Here is a 20,866-nt window from a genome sequence, read left to right on the forward strand (position 1 = left end):
CGCCGCCCCGTGCCGCCCGTGCCGCCCGGCCCCGCCGCCCGTGCCGCCCGTTCCGCCGCCCGTTCTGCCGCCCGTTCTCCCGCTGAGACTAGTGTCCGGCGTCGAGACCTGTGTTCCCGACACCGGTCTCGACGACCGGCGCTAGTCTCGGACGCCCGCTACACCGGTCTCGATGACCGGCGCTAGTCTCGAGGGCGCGGGGTGAAGTTGAGTCGGGGTGTATCAAGTTTCTTGACTTCGACCGCTCGTCGCCGTATGCTTGAGTCAGCGCGACTCAAGATCGCGCGCAGACTTCAGGCAGCGACAGAAGGAGAAGCAACATGGCACGTGCTGTGGGTATCGACCTCGGGACGACCAACTCGGTCGTCTCGGTCCTCGAGGGCGGCGAGCCGAAGGTCATCGCCAACGCCGAGGGCTTCCGCACGACCCCGTCGGTCGTCGCGTTCACCAAGGATGGCGAGGTGCTCGTCGGCGAGACCGCGAAGCGCCAGGCCGTCACCAACGTCGACCGCACCCTCGCGTCGGTCAAGCGCCACATGGGCACCGACTGGACGTTCAAGGTGGACGACAAGTCGTACACGCCGCAGGAGATCTCGGCGCGCATCCTCCAGAAGCTGAAGCGCGACGCCGAGCAGTACCTGGGCGACACGGTGACCGACGCCGTCATCACCGTGCCCGCGTACTTCAACGACGCCGAGCGCCAGGCCACGAAGGAGGCCGGCGAGATCGCGGGCCTCAACGTCCTGCGCATCATCAACGAGCCCACGGCCGCCGCCCTCGCGTACGGCCTCGACAAGGGCAAGGAGGACGAGCTCATCCTCGTCTTCGACCTCGGCGGCGGAACCTTCGACGTCTCGCTGCTCGAGGTGGGCAAGGACGACGACTTCTCGACCATCCAGGTGCGTGCCACGGCGGGTGACAACCGCCTCGGCGGCGACGACTGGGACCAGCGCCTCGTCGACTACCTCATCAAGCAGTTCAAGGACTCCACGGGCGTCGACGTCTCGAACGACAAGATCGCCCTGCAGCGCCTCAAGGAGGCCGCCGAGCAGGCGAAGAAGGAGCTCTCGAGCTCGACGTCGACGAGCGTCAACCTGCCGTACCTGTCGCTCACGGAGAACGGCCCCGTGTCGCTGTCCGAGACGATCTCGCGCGCGAAGTTCGAGGACCTCACGAAGGACCTCCTCGAGCGCACGAAGAAGCCGTTCCAGGACGTCATCCGCGAGGCGGGCATCAAGGTCTCCGACATCGCGCACGTCGTGCTCGTCGGCGGCTCGACCCGCATGCCCGCGGTCAGCGAGCTCGTGAAGAGCGAGACGAACCAGGAGCCCAACAAGGGCGTCAACCCGGACGAGGTCGTCGCCGTCGGCGCCGCCATCCAGGCTGGCGTGCTGAAGGGCGAGCGCAAGGACGTCCTCCTCATCGACGTCACCCCGCTGAGCCTCGGCATCGAGACCAAGGGCGGCGTGATGACCAAGCTCATCGAGCGCAACACGGCCATCCCGACCAAGCGCAGCGAGACTTTCACGACCGCAGACGACAACCAGCCGTCGGTGGCCATCCAGGTCTTCCAGGGCGAGCGCGAGTTCACCCGCGACAACAAGCCGCTCGGCACCTTCGAGCTCACCGGCATCGCGCCGGCGCCCCGCGGCGTGCCGCAGGTCGAAGTCACGTTCGACATCGACGCGAATGGCATCGTGCACGTGTCCGCCAAGGACAAGGGCACGGGCAAGGAGCAGTCGATGACCATCACGGGCGGCTCGTCGCTCTCGAAGGAGGACATCGAGCGGATGGTCCGCGACGCCGAGGAGCACGCGGCCGAGGACAAGAAGCGCCGCGAGGCCGCGGATGTCCGCAACCAGGCCGAGACGCTCGCGTACTCGATCGAGAAGCTCATCTCGGAGAACGACGACAAGCTCCCCGCCGACGTGAAGGACTCGGTCAAGGCCGACGTCGACGCGCTCAAGACCGCGCTCGCGGGCGAGGACGACGACGCCGTGAAGGCCGCGTTCGAGAAGCTCAACGAGAGCCAGACCAAGCTCGGCGAGGCGATCTACCAGCAGGCTCAGGCCGCGCAGGAGCAGGCGCCGCAGGACGCCCCGGCCGGCGAGCAGAGCTCGGCGGATGAGGACGTCATCGACGCCGAGGTCGTGGACGACGAGGACGAGAAGAAGAGCTGATGACGGACAAGGACTTCGAGGAGCCCCAGGGCGAGCAGCCCGACGGCGACGAGGTCCAGCCGGACGCCGAGGGGTCGGAAGCCGCCGCTTCCGACCCCGCGGCGCAGCCGGCTGAGACCGCGGAGGAGGGCGACGGCCTGACGGTCGACGACATCCTCGGCGCCGAGCAGACCGACGAGGCGGCGGAGGCGGAGAAGAGCGACTACGAGACGCAGCTCCTGCACGACCTCAAGCGCCTCCAGGCGGAGTACGCGAACTACCGTCGCCGCACCGAGGAGCAGCGCGAGATCGAGATCTCCCGCGCCAGGGGCGAGGCCGTGAAGGGCCTCCTCCCCGTGCTCGACGACCTCGACCGGGCCGAGAAGCACGGCGACCTCGCCGAGGGCAGCCCGTTCTCGGCCGTCGCGGCCAAGGTGCGCGGCGTCGCCGAGCGCCTGGGCGTCGTCGCGTTCGGCGCGACCGGCGAGACGTTCGACCCGCAGCGTCACGAGGCGATCTTCCAGCAGCCGGTCCCCGGCACGACGGAGAGCACGATCCTCGAGGTCGTCGAGGTCGGCTACCTGCTGGGCGACGTCGAGCTGCGCCCCGCCAAGGTCGTCGTCGCCGTCCCGGCGGAATGACTCCCGGTCGGCCCCGCTGCGGCGGGGCCGACCGCTTTCCGGATCACGCGTAGAGCATTCGCAAGAAGAAGGTGCAGATGGCCAGTCAGGACTGGTTCGACAAGGACTTCTACAAGATCCTCGGCGTCGACAAGAACGTGAGCGACGCGGATCTGAAGAAGACCTACCGCAAGCTCGCGCGCAGGTACCACCCCGACTCGAACCCGGGCGACGCGGCCGCCGAGTCGCGGTTCAAGGAGATCAGCGAGGCGTACTCGGTGCTCTCCGACCCCGAGCAGCGCAAGGAGTACGACGAGCTGCGCGCGATGGGGTCGGGTGCGCGGTTCACCGCGCCCGGCGGCGCCGGCGGCGGGTTCGACGACGTCTTCAGCCGGTTCACGCAGCAGCGCACGGCGTCCCCGGGCGACTTCGACGACATCTTCTCGATGTTCTCCGGCGGGGGCGGAGGCTTCGGCTCCGGCCGCTTCGGGCAGTCGACGGGCGGGTACCGCGGCTTCGGCGGCCCCCAGCGCGGCGCCGACGTGCGTGCGCGCACGACGATCGACTTCACCACGGCCGCCAAGGGCGAGACCATCACGCTCCAGGGCGAGGACGGCAAGCCGTTCAAGGTCAAGATCCCCGCGGGCGTCGCGGATGGCCAGAAGATCCGCCTGCGCGGGCGCGGGCGTCCCTCGCCGGACGGAGGCGAGAGCGGCGACATCGTCGTCGAGGTCGCCGTCCGATCGCACCCCGTCTTCACGCGCGACGGCCTGAACGTCCGCGTGACCGTTCCGATCACGTTCACCGAGGCGGTGTTCGGCGCGACCATCGAGGTTCCGACGCTCGGTGGCGACCCCGTGAAGCTGCGTGTCGCCCCCGGCACGCCCTCCGGCCGCGTGCTCCGCGTCAAGGGACGCGGCATCGCGTCCAGCAAGGGCACGGGCGATCTCCTCGCCGAGGTGCAGGTGGCTGTGCCGTCGCATCTCGACGACGCCGCGCGCGAGGCGCTTCTCGCCTACCGCGAGGCCGAGCCGAAGGAGAACCCCCGCGCTGAGATGATGGCGAAGGCGAAGCAGTAGCCCGCTGCCGCCATCCGCCCCCGACACCTTCAGGAGGTGAGCACCATGCCGATCCCGGTCGACCCGGCCGACATCGACCCCGATGCGCCGATCTTCCCCATCGCGGCGGCTGCCGAGCTCGCCGCCATGCACCCGCAGACCCTGCGGCAGTACGACCGCATGGGCCTCGTCGTCCCCGGGCGCACGCGCGGCGGATCGCGGCGCTACTCGCTGCGCGACATCGAGCAGCTGCGCGAGGTCGCGCGGCTGTCGTCCGAGGGCGTGCGCCTCGCCGTCATCGAGCGCATCCTGCACATGGAGAACGAGGTGCAGGAGCTGCGCGGCCGTGTCCGGGAGCTCGAGCGCGAGCTGCGCGCCGAGCGCGAGCAGCGTCCGGGCGCGCGCGTGTTCGCGACGAGCGCGAACGGCGCAGTCGTGACGCTGCGCGCGGGCACCCGCGTGCGCCGGCAGACCGACGTGGTGCTCTGGCGTCCCACCGACTGACGCCGCAGGCGTGCGCGCCCGTCAGGGCTCGATGCGCGAGTGCTCGCCGAGGCGGTGCCACGTGCGGTTGTGATAGACCAGCGCGTCGCCGGCGTCGCCCGGGTGGACGTCGCGCTCGATGTGCGACTGCAGTGCGTGGGCCGCGACGACCGTCGACGTGCCCGCATCCATCCGGTCGATGACGGCGCAGCGCACCCACGCGCGCACGCCCTCGTACACGGGCTCGCCCGTGGCGAGGCGCGTCCACGAGTGCTCCTGGGCGAAGCGGTCGACACCGCTCGCGGCGCCGAGCTTCGCCACCTCCAGATCGTGCGCGTCGAGGAAGTGCACGACGACCGTCTCGGCGCGCGAGAGGACGTCCGACGCCGACGACAGCGCCGAGATCGAGAACACCAGGAGCGGGGGCTCGGCGCTCACCGACGCGACCGAGGTCGCCGTCAGGGCGACGGGCCCGTCACCGGCATCCGCCGTGATGACGGTGACGCCCCCGGGGTGCCCCCGGAAGAGGGACTTGAAGTCGTCGGGCGACAGCGACGGCGCGAAGCCGTGACGCGGGGTCTCGGCGGGTGCGTCGGCGGGCGACGCCTCAGACGCGCGCATCGGCCAGCTCCTCGCGCAGGATGGCCGCGCCCGCGCTGAGCGCGCTGAGCTTGCGCAGCGCGACCTCCCGGGGGAACGGCGCCATGCCGCAGTTCGTGCTGGGCACGAGCTTGTCCGCGTCGACATAGGCGAGCGCACGGCGGAGGGTGTCGGCGACCTCCTCGGGGGTCTCGACCGTCTCATCCGCGACGTCGATCGCGCCGAGCATGACCTTCTTGCCGCGGACGAGCTCGACGAGCTCGAGCGGGACGCGGGAGTGGTGGCACTCGAGCGAGACGATGTCGACGGCCGACCGCTGCAGAAGCGGGAACGACTCCTCGTAGTGGCGCCACTGCGAGCCGAGCGTCGCCTTCCAGTCGGTGTTCGCCTTGATCCCGTAGCCGTAGCAGATGTGCACGGCGGTCTCGGCGCGCAGCCCCTCGCACGCGCGCTCGAGGGCGGCGACGCCCCAGTCCTTGACCTCGTCGAGGAAGACGTTGAAGGCGGGCTCGTCGAACTGGATGATGTCGACGCCCGCGGCCTCGAGCTCCCTGGCCTCCTGGTTGAGGATGGTCGCGAACTCCCACGCCAGCTTCTCGCGGCTGCGGTAGTGGGCGTCGTAGAGCGTGTCGACCATCGTCATCGGACCCGGCAGCGTCCACTTGATCGGGCGGTCCGTGCTCGCGCGGAGGAACGCCGCGTCGTCGACGAAGACGGGGCGCTCGCGGTGCACCGCGCCGACGACCGTGGGAACGCTCGCGTCGTAGCGGTCGCGGATGCGCACGGTTCTGCGCTGCGCGAAGTCGACGCCGTCGAGGTGCTCGATGAACGTCGTCACGAAGTGCTGGCGCGTCTGCTCACCGTCGCCGATGATGTCGATGCCGCGGCGCGTCTGCTCCTGGACGGCGATGCGCATCGCATCCTGCTTGCCCTCGGTCAGCGCGGCGCCCTCGAGCTTCCAGGGGGACCAGAGCGTCTCCGGCTCGGCGAGCCACGACGGCTTGGGAAGGCTGCCGACGATCGAGGTCGGCAGGAGCGCGGGGGTCATGGATGGTCCTCCGGGGGTCATGCGACGAGAACGGGGTCGCCGGCGGTCCACTGCTCCAGCAGCTCGCGGTTCGGCTCGATGAAGTGCTCCTGCGCGTACTTCCCCTGCGTGACGGCGAGCTGGCTGCGCTCCTCGCGGTCGTAGGAGATCTGCGTCCGCGAGAAGTCCTGCGCGCCCAGGCTCGGGCGGTAGACGGCGGCGGCGGCCGAGTTCGCGTTGTAGATCTCGGGGCGGTAGATCTTCTGGAACGTCTCCATCGTGCTGATCGTGCTGATGAGCTGCAGGTTCGAGTAGTCGTTCAGCAGGTCGCCGCGGAAGTAGAACGCGAGCGGCGCGACGCTTCCGCGCGGCATGAAGTAGCGCACCCGGAGCCCCATCTTGCCGAAGTACTCGTCGGTCAGAGAGTGCTCGTCCTGCTGGTACTCGACGCCGAGGACGGGGTGGCTGTTGCCGGTCTGGTGGTAGGTCTTGCTCGTCGAGACGCTGATGCAGATGACGGGCGCCTGCGGGAAGCGCTGCCGGTAGACATCCGAGTCGAGGAAGTGCTGGAAGAGCCTGCCATGCAGGACGCCGAAGTCGCGGGGGAGCGCGGGCGCGCCCGTGCCATCCTTCGCCGCGGGCAGGACGACGCTGAAGTCGTAGTCGCGGATGTAGGACGAGAAGTTGTTGCCGACGATCCCGTGGTGGCGGGCGCCCGTGTGCCGGTCGATGATCCGCGTGTCGAGGACCTCCAGCAGCGGGAACGGCTGAGCCTCGTCATCCGCCGATGTGCGCAGCTGCACGGAGACGATCTCGAGTTCGAGGGTGTAGCGGTCGCGGGTCGGGTTGTCCCAGTGCGCGAGGTCGTTGAACCGCCGGTCGATCATCGTCAGGGTGCTGCGGAGGTTCTCCTGACGGCGCTCGCCGCGCGCGAGGTTGGCGAAGTTGGTCGTGATCCGGGAGCTCTCCGACGGCGTGTAGTCCTCGTCGAAGGGGGTGGTCGTGATGCTGAACTCGAATGCGCTCGCCATGGGCCAATCCAGGGGTGATGAGGGTCGGGTCGATCCTCGGTCGTCGGAGCCTCCATCGTGCCGGGATCCGGGCGATATCGGGTAAGAAGACGACGCTATCCCTCCATATAGTCTGTGGCTATGGCACAGGGAACGAGCGGTCTCACGCTGCAGCAGCTCCGCTACTTCATCGAGGTCGCAGCCGAGGGCTCGATCTCGGGTGCCGCTGACCTGCTCTACGTCGCGCAGCCGACGATGTCGGCGGCGATGAAGGAGCTCGAGGCGCGCGTGGGGCGCACGCTCCTCGTGCGCTCGGCACGCGGCGTGACGCTCACCCTCGACGGGGCGGAGTTCCTCGGCTATGCGAGGCAGGTCGTCGAGCAGGTGGAGCTCCTCGAGCAGCGCTACCTCGACCGGCCCCCGTCGCGGCGTCTGCTCGGCATCTCGGCGCAGCACTACTCGTTCGCGGTCGACGCGTTCGTGCGGATGGTCCAGGCGAGCGGGGCGGCCGAGTACGAGTTCTCCCTGCGGGAGACCCGGACGGGCGACATCATCGAGGATGTCCGCACGCTCCGCAGCGAGATCGGCATCCTCTACCGGAACGACTTCAACCGGAAGGTGATCGACAAGCTGCTCCGGGACTCGGGGCTCGCGTTCCATCCGCTGTTCCTCGCTGAGCCGCACATCTTCATCTCGCGGCGCAACCCGCTCGCCTCCCGGAAGCGCGCGACCCTCGCCGACCTCGAGGATCTGCCGCGACTCACCTTTGACCAGGGGGCGGACAACTCCTTCTACTTCGCCGAGGAGATCCTCTCCACCATGTCGAGCAGGCGCGAGATCCGGGTCTCCGATCGGGCGACGATCTTCAACCTCATGATCGGCCTCGGCGGGTACACGATCTCGACCGGCATCATCAGCGACGAGCTCGATCCGGAGATCGTCGCCATCCCGCTCGACGTCGACGAGCGCATCGAGATCGGGTGGATCGACCACGCCGCGATCCCGCTGACGGAGCAGGCGCAGCGCTACCTCGACGAGGTGCGCGCGGTCGTCGCCGGGTTCGGTGTGGAGGTGCTGGGATAGCCATCGACTCCGGCGGCTCCGTGCGGGAGGATTCTCCACATGACGACCGCATCCGAATCCTCGATCGCCGACGCCCGCCAGGCTGTCGCTGACGCAGCCGCCGCGTTCCCGCTGTGGTCGGCGCAGGGGCCCGGCGCACGCCGGGCCGTGCTGTCCGCCGCTGCCGACGAGCTCGTCGCGATGGCGCCGGAGATCATCGACGCCATGCAGGATGAGCTCGGCGCCACGCTCGGGTGGGCTCAGTTCAACATCGGGCTGGCGGCAGACATGCTGCGGGAGGCGGCAGCCCTGACCACAGCCGTGCAGGGGCGGACCATTCCCTCCGACAAGCCGGGGGCGCTCGCGATGTCGCTGCGGGTGCCCGCGGGGGTCGTGCTCGGCATCGCTCCCTGGAACGCGCCTGTCATCCTTGGGGTACGGGCGATCGCGACCCCGCTCGCGTGCGGCAACACCGTGGTGCTGAAGGCCTCCGAGCTCTGCCCCCGCACGCACGGGCTCATCGTCGAGGCGTTCCGCCGCTCCGGGGCGCCAGAGGGCATCCTCATGCTCGTGACGAACGACCCGGCTGAGGCCGCCGAGGTCGTCGGAGCGCTGATCGACGAGCCGGCCGTCCGGCGGGTCAACTTCACCGGATCGACGGCTGTGGGGCGCGTCATCGCGCAGCGCGCCGCGGCGAACCTGAAGCCGGCCCTGCTGGAGCTCGGCGGCAAGGCGCCGTTCATCGTGCTGGAGGACGCCGACATCGACGAGGCGGTCACAGCCGCCCGCTTCGGCGCGTTCATGAACCAGGGCCAGATCTGCATGTCGACGGAGCGCATCATCGTGGTCGACGCGGTCGCCGACGAGTTCGTGTCCCGCTTCGCCGCCGCGGCGGCGGCGCTCACGGCCGGCGATCCTCGCGCTGGCGACCATCCGCTGGGAGCGCTCGTGTCGGACAAAGCCGCGGATCACGTTCGGGGCCTCGTCGAGGATGCGGCCGAGCGCGGCGCGACCGTCGCGGCAGGCGGTGTCGGCGACGGGCGCCTCATGCCCGCCACGGTGCTCGATGGCGTCACCGCGGACATGCGGGTCTACGGCGAGGAGAGCTTCGGCCCCGTCGTCTCCGTCATCCGGGCTCGCGACCTCGACGATGCCGTGCGCATCGCCAACGACACGGCGTACGGGCTCAGCTCCTCCGTGTTCACGCGCGACATCGCGACCGCCTTCGCCGTGGCGCAGCGGCTTCACGCCGGGATGTGCCACATCAACGGCGCCACCGTGCACGACGAGGCCCACATGCCCTTCGGCGGCGTCGGCGACTCAGGCTACGGCCGCTTCGGCGGCGAGGCCGGCATCGCGGAGTTCACCGATCTGCGCTGGATCACCGTCGACACCCTCCCCGGCGCCTACCCGCTCTGATCTCGGCCGGCAGCCCTTGGTCGCGCACGCCGGGGTCTTGGAGTCTGCGTGGTCCCGGTCAGAGGCGCGGCGCGTGCCGCGCCGACGTCTCCTTCGTCCCTGATGCAGCAGCAAGACGCCAGAGGGCGCTGACGGATGCGTCCACCTGTTCGCGGGTGATCGCGCCGCCGACGTACTGGAGCACGAGACCGTCCAGTGCCGCGAAGACGGCGCGAGCCAGGGCGTCGTCTTCGGCTGTCGCGGCGCTGCCGAACATGCTCCGCGAGACTCCCGCCGTGTAGCGGTCGTACATATCGATGATCTGCGAACGGACATCGGCGTCCCGACTCGCTTCGAGAATCATCTCGAACTGGTAGACGTGCAGATCCCGACGCTGGTCGAGGGTGGACCACAGCGCGGCCTTGTAGTCGCTCTCCGAGTCGAGGAAGCCGTCGAGGTGGGAGTCGCGCATTGCGGTCGCGGCCGACCACTCGAGGGCGGCGCTGGCCAACGCTGACAGCGACCCGAAGTGGTGGGCGACCAGCGAGTTGTTGACTCCCGCCTCCTGCGCGACCTTTCGGAAGGTCATGCCATGCAGGCCGTGTCGCGCGACCACGCGAACGGCGGCCTCGATGAGCGCCTCGCGGCCGGTGCCGTACTTGATGCGTTGAGGTTCATCGGCCATGTTCGCACCCTATCTCCCGATGAAGGGGCGGCAAATCTAAGCAAATGCTTGACTTTAAATTGAGCAGATGCTGGAATTGCCCGCATCATCCGACGTTCAAAGGAGAACGCCATGGCAACCGCTCGAACGGATGCGACCGCCGGACCGACGACGGCGCTGAAGCGCAACAGTCTCGGCGTGGTCGGCATCGCCTTCTTCGTCATCGCCGCCGCTGCCCCGATGGCTGCCTTCGTCGGTGCGTCTCCTGTCGTCTTCTCCCTCGTCGGCCCTGGTGCACCTGCGGTGTACGTGATCGTCGCCGGAGTGATCGCGATCTTCGCGATCGGATATCTGAAGATGAGCCGGCACATCACGAACGCGGGCGGCTTCGTGGCGTACATCGCTCGCGGGCTGGGATCGAGGACGGCCACCGGCGCGGCGGGGATCGTCGTCGTGACCTACCTCGCCCTTCAGATCGGCCTGGTGGCTCAGTTCGGTGTGTTCGCACAGCAGCTGGCTGCCGAGGCGGGGCTCGACCTCCCTGTGTGGGCCTGGGTCATGCTCGCCATCGTCATCACCACCATCCTCGTCATGCGCGGCGTCGACCTGAACATGCGCGTGCTCGGCGTGATCATCGCGCTCGAGGTCGTCGTCGTCGGCATGCTCGTCGTCGGCATCCTCGTCGCTTTCCCGGGCCAGGACCCCTCGCTGGTGAGCTTCAGCCCCGCGGTTCTCGCGAACCCGGGGGTCGGCGTCGCCGGCCTCTTCGTCTTCACCTGCTTCACGACCTTCGAGGCGACGACGGTGTTCGCTGAGGAAGCCCGCAACCCTCGCCGCACCATCCCCGTCGCGCTGTTCGTCGTGATCGGCTTCGTCGCTGCCTTCTACACCCTCGCCACGTGGGCGGTCAGCTACGGGATCGGCGCCGACGACGTCCAGCAGGCGTCGGCAGACGATCTCTCTGGGGTGATCTTCGATATCGCCAGCCGTGCCGTGGGCCCGTGGTTCTCGCTCGTCCTCCAGGTCCTCGTGCTCACGAGCTTCCTGGCGATGCTCATCGGCGTGCAGAACATGTTCGCCCGCTACTGCTTCGCGCTGGGCCGAGCCCGCGTCCTGCCTCGCCTCTTCGCTCGCGTGTCCGAGGTCAAGCGCGCCCCGCACCTGGCCGCGCTCGTGGATGCCGCAGTCTGCGTGGTGATCCTGGCAGCGTTCTTCGCCGCCGGGGCGGACCCCATCGTCGTCATCTACGCCTGGTTCGTCGCGCTGGGCACCATCGGCTTCATCGTGATGATGACCATCGCCTCGGTGGGCATCCTCGCCTTCTTCATCCGTGAGCGGCTGGAGACCGGATTCTGGAGCACCAAGTTCGCGCCGACGCTCGCGATGCTCCTGAATGCCGCGGTTCTCGTCATCGCTCTCTCGAACTTCGACGTGCTGCTGTTCGATGACGGCACGGTCGCGAAGACGATGCTCTGGATGATCCCCATCGCCTTCGCCATCGGGTTCGTGATGCCCAGCTTCCGCAAGAACATCGACTTCCACGTCGTCGCGATCTCCTGAGCCCCACCGCCAGCTTCAGCAAGGAACGAATCATGAGCACAACCACCGACTCCCAGGTCCAGGCACGGGACTTCGTCGCCCAGAGTGACTGGCCCGACGTCTCCGCCATGATCAGCGGCTTCGGCGACCCGAGCCTGCCCGCCAGCAGCGCACTCGTCGGCCAGACCATCGACATCACGTACGACAACGGATGGATGGTCCGGCACGAGTTCCGTACCGACGGTGAGTTGACCTGGACCCTTCTCGAGGGTGACGATGCCGGCGCAGCGGGCACCCATCCGTACCGTGCCGTCGAAGTGCGCCCCGGCATCCAGCTTGTCGACGTCCTCAAGGGCGAGGGGCCGCGTACGCACTCCTTCACCTTCGTGCTCGACCTCGCTGACGGACGGGTCACGGCCGCGGACAGCGGCATCACCATCGCGGATGGCATCGGACGGACGAACACGACGTTCCTCTCGGGTCGGGTCGTCGGCACGGGCGAGATCGAACCCCGTCGTCGCAGTGACGAGCTCGTGGGCAAGCGCATCTACTACCGCTACAGCGAGACCGAACGGTACGAGCACATCTACCTCAATGGCGGCACGTTCGTGTGGCACTGCATCTCTGGTGCCGAGGCCGGCCTCGCCGACGTCGACGAGACGAAGGCGTTCGAACTCGCCGACGGGATCGTCGTCTTCTTCTGGAAGGAAGGCGTGATGCCGGTGGAGAGCTTCCTGGTGGTCGACCTCGACGAGAAGCGCTCCGTCGGACGCATGTTCTGCTGGGAGAACTCGACGCGGAGCGTCGTGCACATCCCCTTTGACAGTCGCTTCACCATCCTCAACGAGACCACCTATCCGAACGACTGATCGGCACCATCCACAAAGGAGATCACGATGCCAGACTTCATCAGCCACGCTCGTTTCGACCGCTCGAATGCGGAGCCGTTCGAGGTCGGCGTCGTCCAGTGGACCCGACGCCCGGGCGACGGCGAGCGACCCCATCTGTCCTCCGGTTTCTGGTTCGTCACCCCCGAAGAAGCGCCTGGTGCAATGCGTGTCGTCGGGCACGCCGACGAGACCGTGTACATCCTCGAAGGGCATCTGCGGATCGAGCCCGAGGGTGGCGAGCCCTTCGAGCTGACCGCAGGTTCGGTGGCCTCCTTCAACAAGGGCGCTGCCGCGCTGTGGACCGTCTTGGCGCCCACGGTCGAGTTCTTCGTCTACTCCTGAGAAGCGCGCCATGATCGATCAGCACTACGAGGTCATCGTCGTCGGAGCCGGGTTCGCAGGCCTCACCGCCGCACGCGAACTCACCTGGAGCGGAAAACGCGTCCTCCTCGTCGAAGCGCGCGACCGAATCGGCGGACGCACATGGTTCGACCGTCGGCTCGGCATCGAGATCGAGCTCGGCGGCACCTGGGTGCACTGGACGCAGCCGTACGTCTGGGCCGAACTCCATCGCTACGGACTCGGAGTCGTGGCCAGCCCAGCGCCCGCCACTGCGTGGTGGCACGTGGACGGAAAGCCGACCGTCGTCGCGCCCGATGCGCTACTCGAGCTCATGGACGAGCCGAACCGCGAGCTCGGTGCAGAAGCGCGTGCCGTCTTCCCGCAGCCGTTCTCGCCCCTGAGTTCTGCACCCGGAGCGGCATTCGATGCCCGCGGGATCTCCGAGCGCATCGACGCTCTGGATCTCGACGCGAATCGTCGCGCACTCCTCCGCGCGTTCTGGACGCTGAACTTCAACGGGCGCCTCGGCGAGGCCGCCTACACTCAGGCCCTGCGCTGGCTCGCGGTCGCCAATGGTGACTGGAAGGTCATGTTCGAGGCGTGCGCGAGTTACAAGATCGCGGGCGGTACGCGCGCTCTGGCCGAAGCGATCCTCGCCGACACGAACGCGGAGCTGCGACTCGGCGCAGAAGTGACGGCCGTGGTCGAAGGTGACGGCCCCTCCCGCGTGGAGTTCGCAGACGGCACGCGCGCTCGCGCGGACGCCGTGATCCTGACGGCTCCGCTGAACGCACTCTCCCGCATCCGCTTCGAGCCCCCGCTGCCGGAGAGCGCCGGGCGGGCGGTCTCCGCCGGACAGATCGGACTCGGTACGAAGATCTGGTTCGCGGTCCAGGGGGAGCTTCCCCACTTCGTCGCCTTCGGCAGCGAGGACGATCCCTTCACCTTCCTTCAATCCGAATACCACGTGGACGGACGCACCATCGTCATCGGCTTCGGCCCTGATGCGCGCGCGATCGACGCGAGTGATGTCGCCGCCGTGCAAGCCGCGGTGGACAGGCTCGTGCCCGGGCTCGCCGTCGTCGCTGCGACGGGTCACGACTGGACGGCGGATCCGCTGTCGGGGGAGACCTGGCCGATGCACCGCACCGGATACCTCTCACAGGGGCTGCCGGCGCTGCGCGCCGGACATGGATGCGTCGTCTTCGCCGGCTCAGACGTCGCCGAAGGGTGGGGCGGATTCATCGACGGCGCCATCGAGAGTGGCCTGTCAGCTGCGCGGAAGGTTCTCGACCGCGCACCCCACGCCGTCGATTCGACACTCACCCGTACCGCCTGATCACCCCACTCAGCCCAGGAGCAATCATGACGACCGCCACCAGCATCCTCGATGCCATCACTGTTCCCGTCTCAGAGGGTCGTGCGATCCCTGATGCCGCGACGCGGGAGACCATCGGCTACGCGCCGATCCACACCCTCGCCGACCTCGAGTCCGCCGTGTCCGCCGCCCGCGCCGCGCAGCCTGCCTGGGATGGCCTCGGCCACGCGGAGCGCAGCCGTGTGCTGCACGCCATCGCCGATGACATCGATGCCCACGCTGAGGAGCTGGCCGTCATCCTGTCTCGCGAGCAGGGCAAGCCGCTCGACGGGCCCAACGCCCGATTCGAAGTCGGCGCGTGCGCGGTGTGGACCCGCAGCGCGGCGGACACCGTTCTCGAACCGGAAGTCGTCTTCGAGGCGGGCGCAACGCGAGCCGAGGTCCACTATGGGGCACTCGGAGTGGTGGGAGCGATCGGCCCCTGGAACTGGCCGATGATGATCTCGGTCTGGCAGATCGCGCCATCCCTGCGCATGGGCAACACGGTCGTCGTCAAGCCCAGCGGGTTCACACCGCTCTCGGTTCTCGCGCTCGTGGAGATCTTCAACCGCCACTTGCCCGCGGGTGTCCTCACCGCCGTCACGGGCGACCGGGAGATCGGATCGACTCTCGCTGCGCACCCTGGCGTGGACAAGATCATGTTCACGGGTTCGACACCGACGGGTCGGAAGATCGTCGAAGCCTCGGCGCAGAACCTCGCCCGCCTCACCCTCGAGCTCGGCGGAAACGACGCCGGCATCGTCCTGCCGGGCACCGACGTCGCCGCGCACGCCGAGGACCTGTTCTGGGGCATCTTCATCAACACCGGGCAGACCTGCGCCGCGCTCAAGCGCCTGTACGTCCACGATTCCGTCTACGACGAGACCGTCGAAGCGCTCGCGCACCTCGCACGCACGATGCCGATGGGGCGGGGGCTCGATGAGGGCAACGTCCTGGGACCTCTGCAGAACCAGAATCAGTTCGACATCGTCCAGCGCCTCGTCGAGGACGCCCGTGCCCGTGGGGCGCGGATCGTCGCCGGAGGCGAGCCCGCGGCCGACCTCGGGCCTCTGTTCTTCCAGCCGACCGTGGTTGCGGACATCGCCGACGGAGCAGCGCTCGTCGACGAGGAGCAGTTCGGGCCGGCGATCCCGGTCATCCGGTACAGCGATGTCGATGATGCGATCTCGCGCGCGAACGCCGCCGAGCAAGGTCTCGGTGCCTCCGTATGGTCCGACGACCCTGAGGCGGCGCTCGCGGTGGCGCAGCGCCTGCAGGCCGGTACCGTTTGGATCAACCAGCACGGCGTGCTCAACCCCCAGGTCCCGTTCGGGGGCACCAAGTCGTCCGGATACGGACAGGAGTTCGGTGTCGCCGGCCTCAAGGCCGTTGCCGCCCCGAAGGTCATCAGTCGATGACGTGCGCCGGGGTGGCTGTCAAGGCGGTCGAGCCCGACGGGATCGCGCAGGTCGTGCGGGGCTTCGCCGACTCGGACGCAGTCACTGATGGTGCCTGTGGTGATCGGCGTCGGACGTCGGGGCCTGCTCCAGAGCGCGGCTGTGCGCCACGAGGGCGTTGTAGTCTCGCGCGGCCCCGCGCAGCAGGATCTCGACGGCCTGCTGCGCCTCGGCGTCGGTGATGTGGCGGTCGCCGAACAGGGCGAGGTAGTGCACGAGGGCGCCGACCATGTCGAGCAGCACCTCCCGATCCGCATCTGGGCGCACGTCGCCGCGCCCGACCGCCCGGTCGATCGTGCAGGCGACTGCGCGCCGCGCGGGTTCGATCAGCGTCTCGAGGTACTGCGCTCTCAGATCGGCGCTCGTCGCGCACTCGGCGAGCAGGGCGCTGAGGACGTCCGGCCGGATCCGTCGGTAGGCGGCGAGGAACAGCGAGATGCTCTCGTCGAGATCGCACAGGGTGCATCCGGTGTCGGGGGAGCGCGGCGACTCCAGGCGTGAGCTGATCGCGGCCAGTGCGAGACGCGCGCGACCCGGCCAACGTCGATAGATCGCGGGGCGAGACGTCCCGGCCTTCCGCGCGACGGCCTCGAGGCTGAGTTCCTGGTACCCCGCCTCGTCCAGGATCGCCAGCGCCGCGTCGAGGATGGCGTGATCCAGCTGGGCGTCGCGGGGGCGCCCCGCGCCAGCTGGGCGACGGGAGGGTGTGGACATGCAGTCAGTGTAGCCGTAACATTACGTGCCATGATGGAACATAACTTGCGAGCCACGGTGGCACCGGTTCGCGCATGGTGGGGGCTCGCCCTGCTCATCGCTCCGATGCTCGCCCTCTCGACCGATCTCACCGCGCTGTTCTTCGCCATTCCCACGCTGGTCGCGGATCTCGATGCCTCGTCGACGGAGTCGCTCTGGATCGTGCACGCGTACGGCTTCCTCATCGCCGGCTTCCTGATCACGATGGGCCGGGTCTCGGAGCGGGTCGGCGCCCGCAGGCTCCTCCTCTGCGGCGCCTTCGCATTCGCCGTGCTCTCCGTCGTCGCGGCGTTCGCGGCGACTCCTGTCGCGCTCATCGTCACGCGCGCACTGCTGGGCATCGCCGGTGCGACTCTGATGCCCTCGCTGTTCTCCCTGCTCCGCGTGATGTTCCGCGACGATGCTCAGCGTCGGCTCGCGATTGCCGTCATGTTCAGCGCCTTCACGGTCGGCGGCGCAGTCGGCCCGCTGCTGGGCGGGGCGCTGATCGAGGGGTTCTGGTGGGGTGCGATCTTCCTGATCAACGTCCCGCCGATGCTCCTGCTCGTCTTGCTCGGAGTGTTCGTTCTGCCGGAGCATCACGACCCCGGGGCGGGCCGCATCGACGCTGTCAGTGTCGCGCTGTCGGTGTCGGGGATGCTGATGCTGGTCTACGGGCTGCAGGAGGTCGCGGCCGGTGCGGAGGGAGGCGACGCGCCGTCTTCGCTCTGGGTCGCCGTCGCCTGCATCGCGGCAGGCCTTGCGCTCCTCGGCCTGTTCGTGCGGAGGCAACGGCGGGCCGCCGACACGCTGTTCGATCCAGCACTGCTGGCGAACCGTCGCGTCGCGGCGTCACTGCTGACCCTGCTGATCACCGGAATCGGCACAGTGGGACTGTTCTTCGTCTTCACGCAGCACCTGCAGTGGGTGGGAGGCTTCCCTCCGCTCGTCGCCGGCGTCCTGACCCTGCCATACATCGTGACGGACATCCTCGGAGCGCTCGCTGCTCCCGCTATGGCTCGACGGTGGTCTCCTGCTCGTGTGATCACCGCGGGGCTCGTGGTGGTCGCGCTCGGCGCAGGGCTCACCGCGATCGCGGTCGCAGACGGCGCGATCTCGTTCCTCGTCGTCGCGGTGTCCGTCATCGGACTCGGGCACGGGGCCGCGATGGCCCTGGTGAGTGACGCGATCATCTCGAGTGCGCCGGAGCACCGCGTCGGATCCGCCGCCGCCGCGCAGGAGGTCGGCGGCGAGCTCGGAGCAGCGCTCGGCGTTGCAGCGGCCGGGACTGTGGGGATCGTCGCGTTCCGCGCGTCGCTCGACGACTCGCTGCCGCCGAATATGCCGGCCGACACGACGGAGGCCCTGCGATCGAGCATTCACGAGGCGTTCGCGGTGGTTCACGAGGGCGCGGGCGGGTCCGCGTCCCTCGTCCAGATCCTGCGCGATGCGACGGCGCAGGGGCTGCTGGTATACGCGCTGATCGCGACCGTGCTCGTCGGGGCGACCGCGGGGGTGTTCGCAGCCGCATTCTCCGGGCGCGCCGCGCCCTCACGATCGGCGGGATGAACGACCGTCGCGCCAGTCCTGATGACAGCTATCCTGACAACGCACTGAAATATCGTTATTGCGGTGGTCAGGGATCGCCTCATAGGTAGGAAGTGTCCGGCGGCTCGTCGGACACTTCCTACCTAGTCGAAGGTTGATATGCGCAAGACTGCTGCTCCGCTTGGAGCACTCGCCCTAGCTGCTGTGCTCCTAGGCAGCGGGCTCACACCCGCTGCCGCCGCCGAAGACCACTCGGTTGCTTCTCTCGAAGAGGGGACCTCTTACACTGCGGCGGACGATCCCATCGTCGCCGAGCCTCCGGTCGGGACAATCCAGCTCTCCATGACGGAGGAGGAGGCCCTCGCCAGCGCGCCCGGCGCGGAGCTTTCCCCCCTTCAAGTCGCGGAAGCCGCGGCAGCCTCGCTTGACACCGAGCCGGTGTGCATGCTTGTGTCGACCGTCGCGTTTACACCCAGAAGGTGAGCGGGCCGGTGGCGCTCAACAAGCGGTTCGTGAGGTACCTAACGGGAGCATGGGCCTACTCGACGGGTTACAGCTGGAGCACGTCGACCACCGCGAGCTCTACCCTCTCCGCTGACATCGGCGTCAGCGCCTCTAGCGCATCGGGCTCTCTCGGGGTGAGCAGGAGCGTCACCAAGACCTACGGCATCACCGTCAACATCTATGCTGATCGCAAGCGGATGTCGAAGCTCGGCCTCTACTCGGACTACAACAGGTACTACGTCCGCAGTGGAGTGGGTTATGGCGGCGCAAGCCCCAAGTCCTGGAAGTACGCCTACCTGTACTCCCCGCGCACGAACCAGTACCTCCTGACGACCTACAAGTAAGAACGAGGCCCTTGCCGTGTCCACGATGACGCGGGCGCTAACGGTCGCCAGCAGCGGAGCTCTGCTGCTGGCGACCGTTAGTGGATGCTCCGCAGACCACCAGTCTTCCGAACTTCATTTCGCACTGACATCCGCTGAGGCAGTGTTCGACGCTGAGTCGAGCTACCCAGTGAACTTCGTCTTCCTCGCGGACTCCGACGACAAGATCTGGACAGAACTCGAAGGTGTCGCCCTTCCTGATGGAACAAGTTACGGCTCCGGTGAGTTCGACCTGTACCGCGGCGACCAGGACAGCTCGTCGCAAGTCGGCAACATCACGTTCCCGTACGACGGCGCTAATGGTGACGCGCGTTTCTCGACCGTCGAGCTCTACTTCACCGGGGAGCGGGAGCCGCTGGAGGTCGAGGTGGGGAACTGGGCTCTGGATCCTCGCCCTGTCGACGAAGCGAACTTGCCGATCGGCGATGCCGTCGCTGGAATGGCGAGCTGTGGCTGGTACGAGGTAGCGTTCGAGAGCTCCACCGCGATGAGCGCTGGTGCTGAACTCGTCATCGATACCCCTGGCATCGAGATGCTGCAGCCGACGGTGAGCGTCGAAGGTACAAGCCCGCAACAGCTCAAAGCCAACGCGACGCTGGGCTGCTCCAGCGACTTTGACTTCTTCGTTGTTTCCCCTCGGGTGATCGCTCACGACCAGTCTGGGGCGGAGATCGTGTTTCAGGCACCGCCGGCGGCGATCGGGTTTCAGTCGATCGATGAAGCTGCGTTGACACAGATACGCAGTCGGTAGCCGCCTTCGGCCGACTCGATGAAGCTCAAATTGAAGGGCGTCAGGTGCCCACGTAGGTGCATCTTCGGGCGGAGCTAAGAGAGGTAGTCGCGCGCGCTCACGCGCGTTGTATGACCCATGCTCGGTATCCGAGGCCCTTGGTAATTCCCAGGTCTTTGGCTCGATAGCTGCGAACGGGGACACGTCTGTCGGCGTCTGACGTCAGCTGTACGCTCCGCGGCATGACGAGTGAGTTTCCGTTCGATGCCGCGGAATGATCCCGCCGCGGCAGAGCAAGAGCTGCGAGCTGCCGGCGCGAGGGGGAAGGTGCCCTACCCGGGGTTGCACAAGCCCTGGCTGAGCGTGGACGATGCGTGCGGACGTGAGGTCGCACCGAACCTCGGCAACGTCCGCCGACGGGGGACGGCCTGCCGCCAATGCACTGCCACGAACCGGGGCGCCGCCCGCAAGCGCTCAGTAGCCGGTGCGGCGGTCGCGCTCGTTGAGGCGACCGGGTGGGAGCCGCTCGAGCCTTATCCGGGGGCGAAGCAGCCATGGCGTGTGCGTCACATGGCGTGTGGTCTCGAGACCGCACGCGCTTTCAACACGATCTGCAGCAAGGGTGCCATGACTGCCCGCAGTCGCGAGCATCCCGCGCGCAAGAGCAGGCTCGCCGGGAACAAGCACGAGGCGCACCGAGCCTCGGGCGAGGACGACGACCTTGCCCGCAATGCGGCCCGCGCCCCCCTCGGCGCGAAGAGTGGGTAGCTCGGTCAGCGGGATGCGCCGCGTCACCTCGACCTGCAGCGCGCCGGAGTCAACGAGCGACACCAGCACGGCGAGCCGCGCGCGATTCGACTGCACGAACACCGTCGTCGCTCGTACGCCGCGCGACTCGTCGCCCGGCTCGCCATGAACGCCGTCGTGCTGACCACGGCGCCGCCGTCGCGCACCGGCGACACGTACGACGCGAACGGCTCCGGATCGATCGGCGCGAGGTTCAGCAGCACGTCGACCTGTCCGTCGACGGCGTCGAGCAGGTCCGCCTGGGTGCGGTCGATGATCTCGTCCGCACCCGCCGCGCGCACGGCATCGATGCTCCGCGGGCTCGCCGTCGCGAGCACGTGCACGCCGGCGCGCTTCGCGAGCGCGACCGCGTACTTGCCCACCACGCCGCCGGCCCCGACGATTAGCACCCGCTGGCCGGCTTCGAGCTTCCCCTCGTCGAACAGCGCCTGCCACGCCGTCAGCGCGACCGACGCCTGTTGACGCGCTACCGGACTTCGTGCGAGGGATCCAATGC

22 protein-coding genes are annotated in these 20,866 nt (G+C 68.3%); 15 read left to right on the forward strand and 7 right to left on the reverse strand.

Annotation, left to right across the window (positions count from 1 at the left end):
• Positions 1-320 precede the first annotated feature (320 nt).
• The 4 genes from dnaK (at position 321) to ACOWU6_RS05135 (ending at position 4,341) form a co-directional block, all read left to right on the forward strand.
• Complete coding sequence (dnaK, locus tag ACOWU6_RS05120) at positions 321-2,180, forward strand: molecular chaperone DnaK (RefSeq protein WP_271174608.1); 1,860 nt, start codon at positions 321-323, stop codon at positions 2,178-2,180.
• Complete coding sequence (locus ACOWU6_RS05125; RefSeq protein WP_282980380.1) at positions 2,180-2,800, forward strand: nucleotide exchange factor GrpE; 621 nt, start codon at positions 2,180-2,182, stop codon at positions 2,798-2,800. The genes dnaK and ACOWU6_RS05125 overlap by 1 nt, the downstream gene beginning before the upstream one ends.
• A gap of 77 nt (positions 2,801-2,877) precedes the next feature.
• Positions 2,878-3,858: a DnaJ C-terminal domain-containing protein gene (locus tag ACOWU6_RS05130; RefSeq protein WP_282980379.1), complete on the forward strand. Its 981-nt coding sequence runs from the start codon at positions 2,878-2,880 to the stop codon at positions 3,856-3,858.
• 45 nt (positions 3,859-3,903) lie between these two features.
• On the forward strand, positions 3,904-4,341 hold the full coding sequence (locus ACOWU6_RS05135) for a heat shock protein transcriptional repressor HspR (protein WP_282980413.1): 438 nt from the start codon (positions 3,904-3,906) through the stop codon (positions 4,339-4,341).
• A gap of 21 nt (positions 4,342-4,362) precedes the next feature.
• Here ACOWU6_RS05135 and ACOWU6_RS05140 read toward each other — a convergent pair whose 3' ends face one another.
• Genes ACOWU6_RS05140 through ACOWU6_RS05150 form a run of 3 tightly spaced genes read right to left on the reverse strand, consistent with a single transcriptional unit; the run spans position 4,363 to position 6,978 of the window.
• Entirely contained in the window at positions 4,363-4,941 is a 579-nt protein-coding gene (locus ACOWU6_RS05140) for a flavin reductase family protein (protein WP_421074945.1), read from the reverse strand.
• Positions 4,928-5,968 (reverse strand): methionine synthase, encoded by a 1,041-nt coding sequence (locus tag ACOWU6_RS05145; RefSeq protein ID WP_324013009.1) that lies wholly within the window; start codon positions 5,966-5,968, stop codon positions 4,928-4,930. The genes ACOWU6_RS05140 and ACOWU6_RS05145 overlap by 14 nt, the downstream gene beginning before the upstream one ends.
• A gap of 17 nt (positions 5,969-5,985) precedes the next feature.
• The gene (locus ACOWU6_RS05150) at positions 5,986-6,978 is read right to left on the reverse strand and encodes a DUF1852 domain-containing protein (RefSeq protein WP_271174603.1); all 993 of its coding nucleotides are present in this window, start codon (positions 6,976-6,978) and stop codon (positions 5,986-5,988) included.
• A 120-nt stretch (positions 6,979-7,098) separates the two neighbouring features.
• Between ACOWU6_RS05150 and ACOWU6_RS05155 the strand changes: the two genes are divergently transcribed.
• On the forward strand, positions 7,099-8,040 hold the full coding sequence (locus ACOWU6_RS05155; protein WP_271174602.1) for a LysR family transcriptional regulator: 942 nt from the start codon (positions 7,099-7,101) through the stop codon (positions 8,038-8,040).
• Between the two features lie 39 nt (positions 8,041-8,079).
• On the forward strand, positions 8,080-9,438 hold the full coding sequence (locus tag ACOWU6_RS05160; RefSeq protein ID WP_421074946.1) for an aldehyde dehydrogenase: 1,359 nt from the start codon (positions 8,080-8,082) through the stop codon (positions 9,436-9,438).
• Positions 9,439-9,496: 58 nt separating this feature from the next.
• Here ACOWU6_RS05160 and ACOWU6_RS05165 read toward each other — a convergent pair whose 3' ends face one another.
• Complete coding sequence (locus ACOWU6_RS05165) at positions 9,497-10,102, reverse strand: TetR/AcrR family transcriptional regulator (protein WP_421074947.1); 606 nt, start codon at positions 10,100-10,102, stop codon at positions 9,497-9,499.
• Positions 10,103-10,213: 111 nt separating this feature from the next.
• On the opposite strand from ACOWU6_RS05165, the gene ACOWU6_RS05170 reads away from it, so the two are divergent.
• Genes ACOWU6_RS05170 through ACOWU6_RS05190 form a run of 5 tightly spaced genes read left to right on the forward strand, consistent with a single transcriptional unit; the run spans position 10,214 to position 15,627 of the window.
• Positions 10,214-11,641, forward strand: coding sequence for an APC family permease (locus ACOWU6_RS05170; protein WP_421074948.1), 1,428 nt, complete (start codon positions 10,214-10,216; stop codon positions 11,639-11,641).
• A 32-nt stretch (positions 11,642-11,673) separates the two neighbouring features.
• Complete coding sequence (locus tag ACOWU6_RS05175; protein ID WP_421074949.1) at positions 11,674-12,489, forward strand: MoaF C-terminal domain-containing protein; 816 nt, start codon at positions 11,674-11,676, stop codon at positions 12,487-12,489.
• A gap of 27 nt (positions 12,490-12,516) precedes the next feature.
• Positions 12,517-12,852: a cupin domain-containing protein gene (locus ACOWU6_RS05180; RefSeq protein WP_421074950.1), complete on the forward strand. Its 336-nt coding sequence runs from the start codon at positions 12,517-12,519 to the stop codon at positions 12,850-12,852.
• A gap of 10 nt (positions 12,853-12,862) precedes the next feature.
• Complete coding sequence (locus ACOWU6_RS05185; protein ID WP_421074951.1) at positions 12,863-14,191, forward strand: flavin monoamine oxidase family protein; 1,329 nt, start codon at positions 12,863-12,865, stop codon at positions 14,189-14,191.
• 26 nt (positions 14,192-14,217) lie between these two features.
• Positions 14,218-15,627 carry an aldehyde dehydrogenase family protein gene (locus ACOWU6_RS05190; protein WP_421074952.1) on the forward strand — a complete coding sequence of 470 codons (1,410 nt, stop codon included), beginning with the start codon at positions 14,218-14,220 and terminating at the stop codon, positions 15,625-15,627.
• 81 nt (positions 15,628-15,708) lie between these two features.
• On the opposite strand, the gene ACOWU6_RS05195 is transcribed toward ACOWU6_RS05190, so the two are convergent.
• Positions 15,709-16,380 (reverse strand): TetR/AcrR family transcriptional regulator, encoded by a 672-nt coding sequence (locus tag ACOWU6_RS05195; RefSeq protein WP_421074953.1) that lies wholly within the window; start codon positions 16,378-16,380, stop codon positions 15,709-15,711.
• A gap of 30 nt (positions 16,381-16,410) precedes the next feature.
• On the opposite strand from ACOWU6_RS05195, the gene ACOWU6_RS05200 reads away from it, so the two are divergent.
• From ACOWU6_RS05200 to ACOWU6_RS05215, 4 genes are all read left to right on the forward strand, one after another.
• Positions 16,411-17,967, forward strand: a complete 1,557-nt coding sequence (locus tag ACOWU6_RS05200; RefSeq protein WP_421074954.1) for an MFS transporter — start codon at positions 16,411-16,413, stop codon at positions 17,965-17,967.
• A gap of 138 nt (positions 17,968-18,105) precedes the next feature.
• Positions 18,106-18,429: a hypothetical protein gene (locus ACOWU6_RS05205; protein ID WP_421074955.1), complete on the forward strand. Its 324-nt coding sequence runs from the start codon at positions 18,106-18,108 to the stop codon at positions 18,427-18,429.
• Positions 18,430-18,437: 8 nt separating this feature from the next.
• Entirely contained in the window at positions 18,438-18,794 is a 357-nt protein-coding gene (locus ACOWU6_RS05210) for a hypothetical protein (protein WP_421074956.1), read from the forward strand.
• 16 nt (positions 18,795-18,810) lie between these two features.
• Complete coding sequence (locus tag ACOWU6_RS05215) at positions 18,811-19,584, forward strand: hypothetical protein (protein WP_421074957.1); 774 nt, start codon at positions 18,811-18,813, stop codon at positions 19,582-19,584.
• A 453-nt stretch (positions 19,585-20,037) separates the two neighbouring features.
• On the opposite strand, the gene ACOWU6_RS05220 is transcribed toward ACOWU6_RS05215, so the two are convergent.
• Complete coding sequence (locus ACOWU6_RS05220) at positions 20,038-20,433, reverse strand: hypothetical protein (RefSeq protein ID WP_421074958.1); 396 nt, start codon at positions 20,431-20,433, stop codon at positions 20,038-20,040.
• The gene (locus ACOWU6_RS05225) at positions 20,355-20,735 is read right to left on the reverse strand and encodes a zinc-binding dehydrogenase (protein ID WP_421074959.1); all 381 of its coding nucleotides are present in this window, start codon (positions 20,733-20,735) and stop codon (positions 20,355-20,357) included. Before ACOWU6_RS05225 ends, ACOWU6_RS05220 begins: the two co-directional genes overlap by 79 nt.
• Between the last annotated feature and the right edge of the window lie 131 nt (positions 20,736-20,866).

It is taken from the genome of Microbacterium sp. SA156 (assembly GCF_049065455.1).
Taxonomy (GTDB): domain Bacteria; phylum Actinomycetota; class Actinomycetes; order Actinomycetales; family Microbacteriaceae; genus Microbacterium; species Microbacterium barkeri.

What these genes read in the sequence shown, in the direction of transcription:
- dnaK (WP_271174608.1), top strand. Translation starts at nt 321, where the DNA reads ATGGCACGTGCTGTGGGTATCGACCTCGGGACGACCAACTCGGTCGTC.
- ACOWU6_RS05125 (WP_282980380.1), top strand. Translation starts at nt 2,180, where the DNA reads ATGACGGACAAGGACTTCGAGGAGCCCCAGGGCGAGCAGCCCGACGGC.
- ACOWU6_RS05130 (WP_282980379.1), top strand. Translation starts at nt 2,878, where the DNA reads ATGGCCAGTCAGGACTGGTTCGACAAGGACTTCTACAAGATCCTCGGC.
- ACOWU6_RS05135 (WP_282980413.1), top strand. Translation starts at nt 3,904, where the DNA reads ATGCCGATCCCGGTCGACCCGGCCGACATCGACCCCGATGCGCCGATC.
- ACOWU6_RS05140 (WP_421074945.1), bottom strand. Translation starts at nt 4,941, where the DNA reads ATGCGCGCGTCTGAGGCGTCGCCCGCCGACGCACCCGCCGAGACCCCG.
- ACOWU6_RS05145 (WP_324013009.1), bottom strand. Translation starts at nt 5,968, where the DNA reads ATGACCCCCGCGCTCCTGCCGACCTCGATCGTCGGCAGCCTTCCCAAG.
- ACOWU6_RS05150 (WP_271174603.1), bottom strand. Translation starts at nt 6,978, where the DNA reads ATGGCGAGCGCATTCGAGTTCAGCATCACGACCACCCCCTTCGACGAG.
- ACOWU6_RS05155 (WP_271174602.1), top strand. Translation starts at nt 7,099, where the DNA reads ATGGCACAGGGAACGAGCGGTCTCACGCTGCAGCAGCTCCGCTACTTC.
- ACOWU6_RS05160 (WP_421074946.1), top strand. Translation starts at nt 8,080, where the DNA reads ATGACGACCGCATCCGAATCCTCGATCGCCGACGCCCGCCAGGCTGTC.
- ACOWU6_RS05165 (WP_421074947.1), bottom strand. Translation starts at nt 10,102, where the DNA reads ATGGCCGATGAACCTCAACGCATCAAGTACGGCACCGGCCGCGAGGCG.
- ACOWU6_RS05170 (WP_421074948.1), top strand. Translation starts at nt 10,214, where the DNA reads ATGGCAACCGCTCGAACGGATGCGACCGCCGGACCGACGACGGCGCTG.
- ACOWU6_RS05175 (WP_421074949.1), top strand. Translation starts at nt 11,674, where the DNA reads ATGAGCACAACCACCGACTCCCAGGTCCAGGCACGGGACTTCGTCGCC.
- ACOWU6_RS05180 (WP_421074950.1), top strand. Translation starts at nt 12,517, where the DNA reads ATGCCAGACTTCATCAGCCACGCTCGTTTCGACCGCTCGAATGCGGAG.
- ACOWU6_RS05185 (WP_421074951.1), top strand. Translation starts at nt 12,863, where the DNA reads ATGATCGATCAGCACTACGAGGTCATCGTCGTCGGAGCCGGGTTCGCA.
- ACOWU6_RS05190 (WP_421074952.1), top strand. Translation starts at nt 14,218, where the DNA reads ATGACGACCGCCACCAGCATCCTCGATGCCATCACTGTTCCCGTCTCA.
- ACOWU6_RS05195 (WP_421074953.1), bottom strand. Translation starts at nt 16,380, where the DNA reads ATGTCCACACCCTCCCGTCGCCCAGCTGGCGCGGGGCGCCCCCGCGAC.
- ACOWU6_RS05200 (WP_421074954.1), top strand. Translation starts at nt 16,411, where the DNA reads ATGATGGAACATAACTTGCGAGCCACGGTGGCACCGGTTCGCGCATGG.
- ACOWU6_RS05205 (WP_421074955.1), top strand. Translation starts at nt 18,106, where the DNA reads ATGCGCAAGACTGCTGCTCCGCTTGGAGCACTCGCCCTAGCTGCTGTG.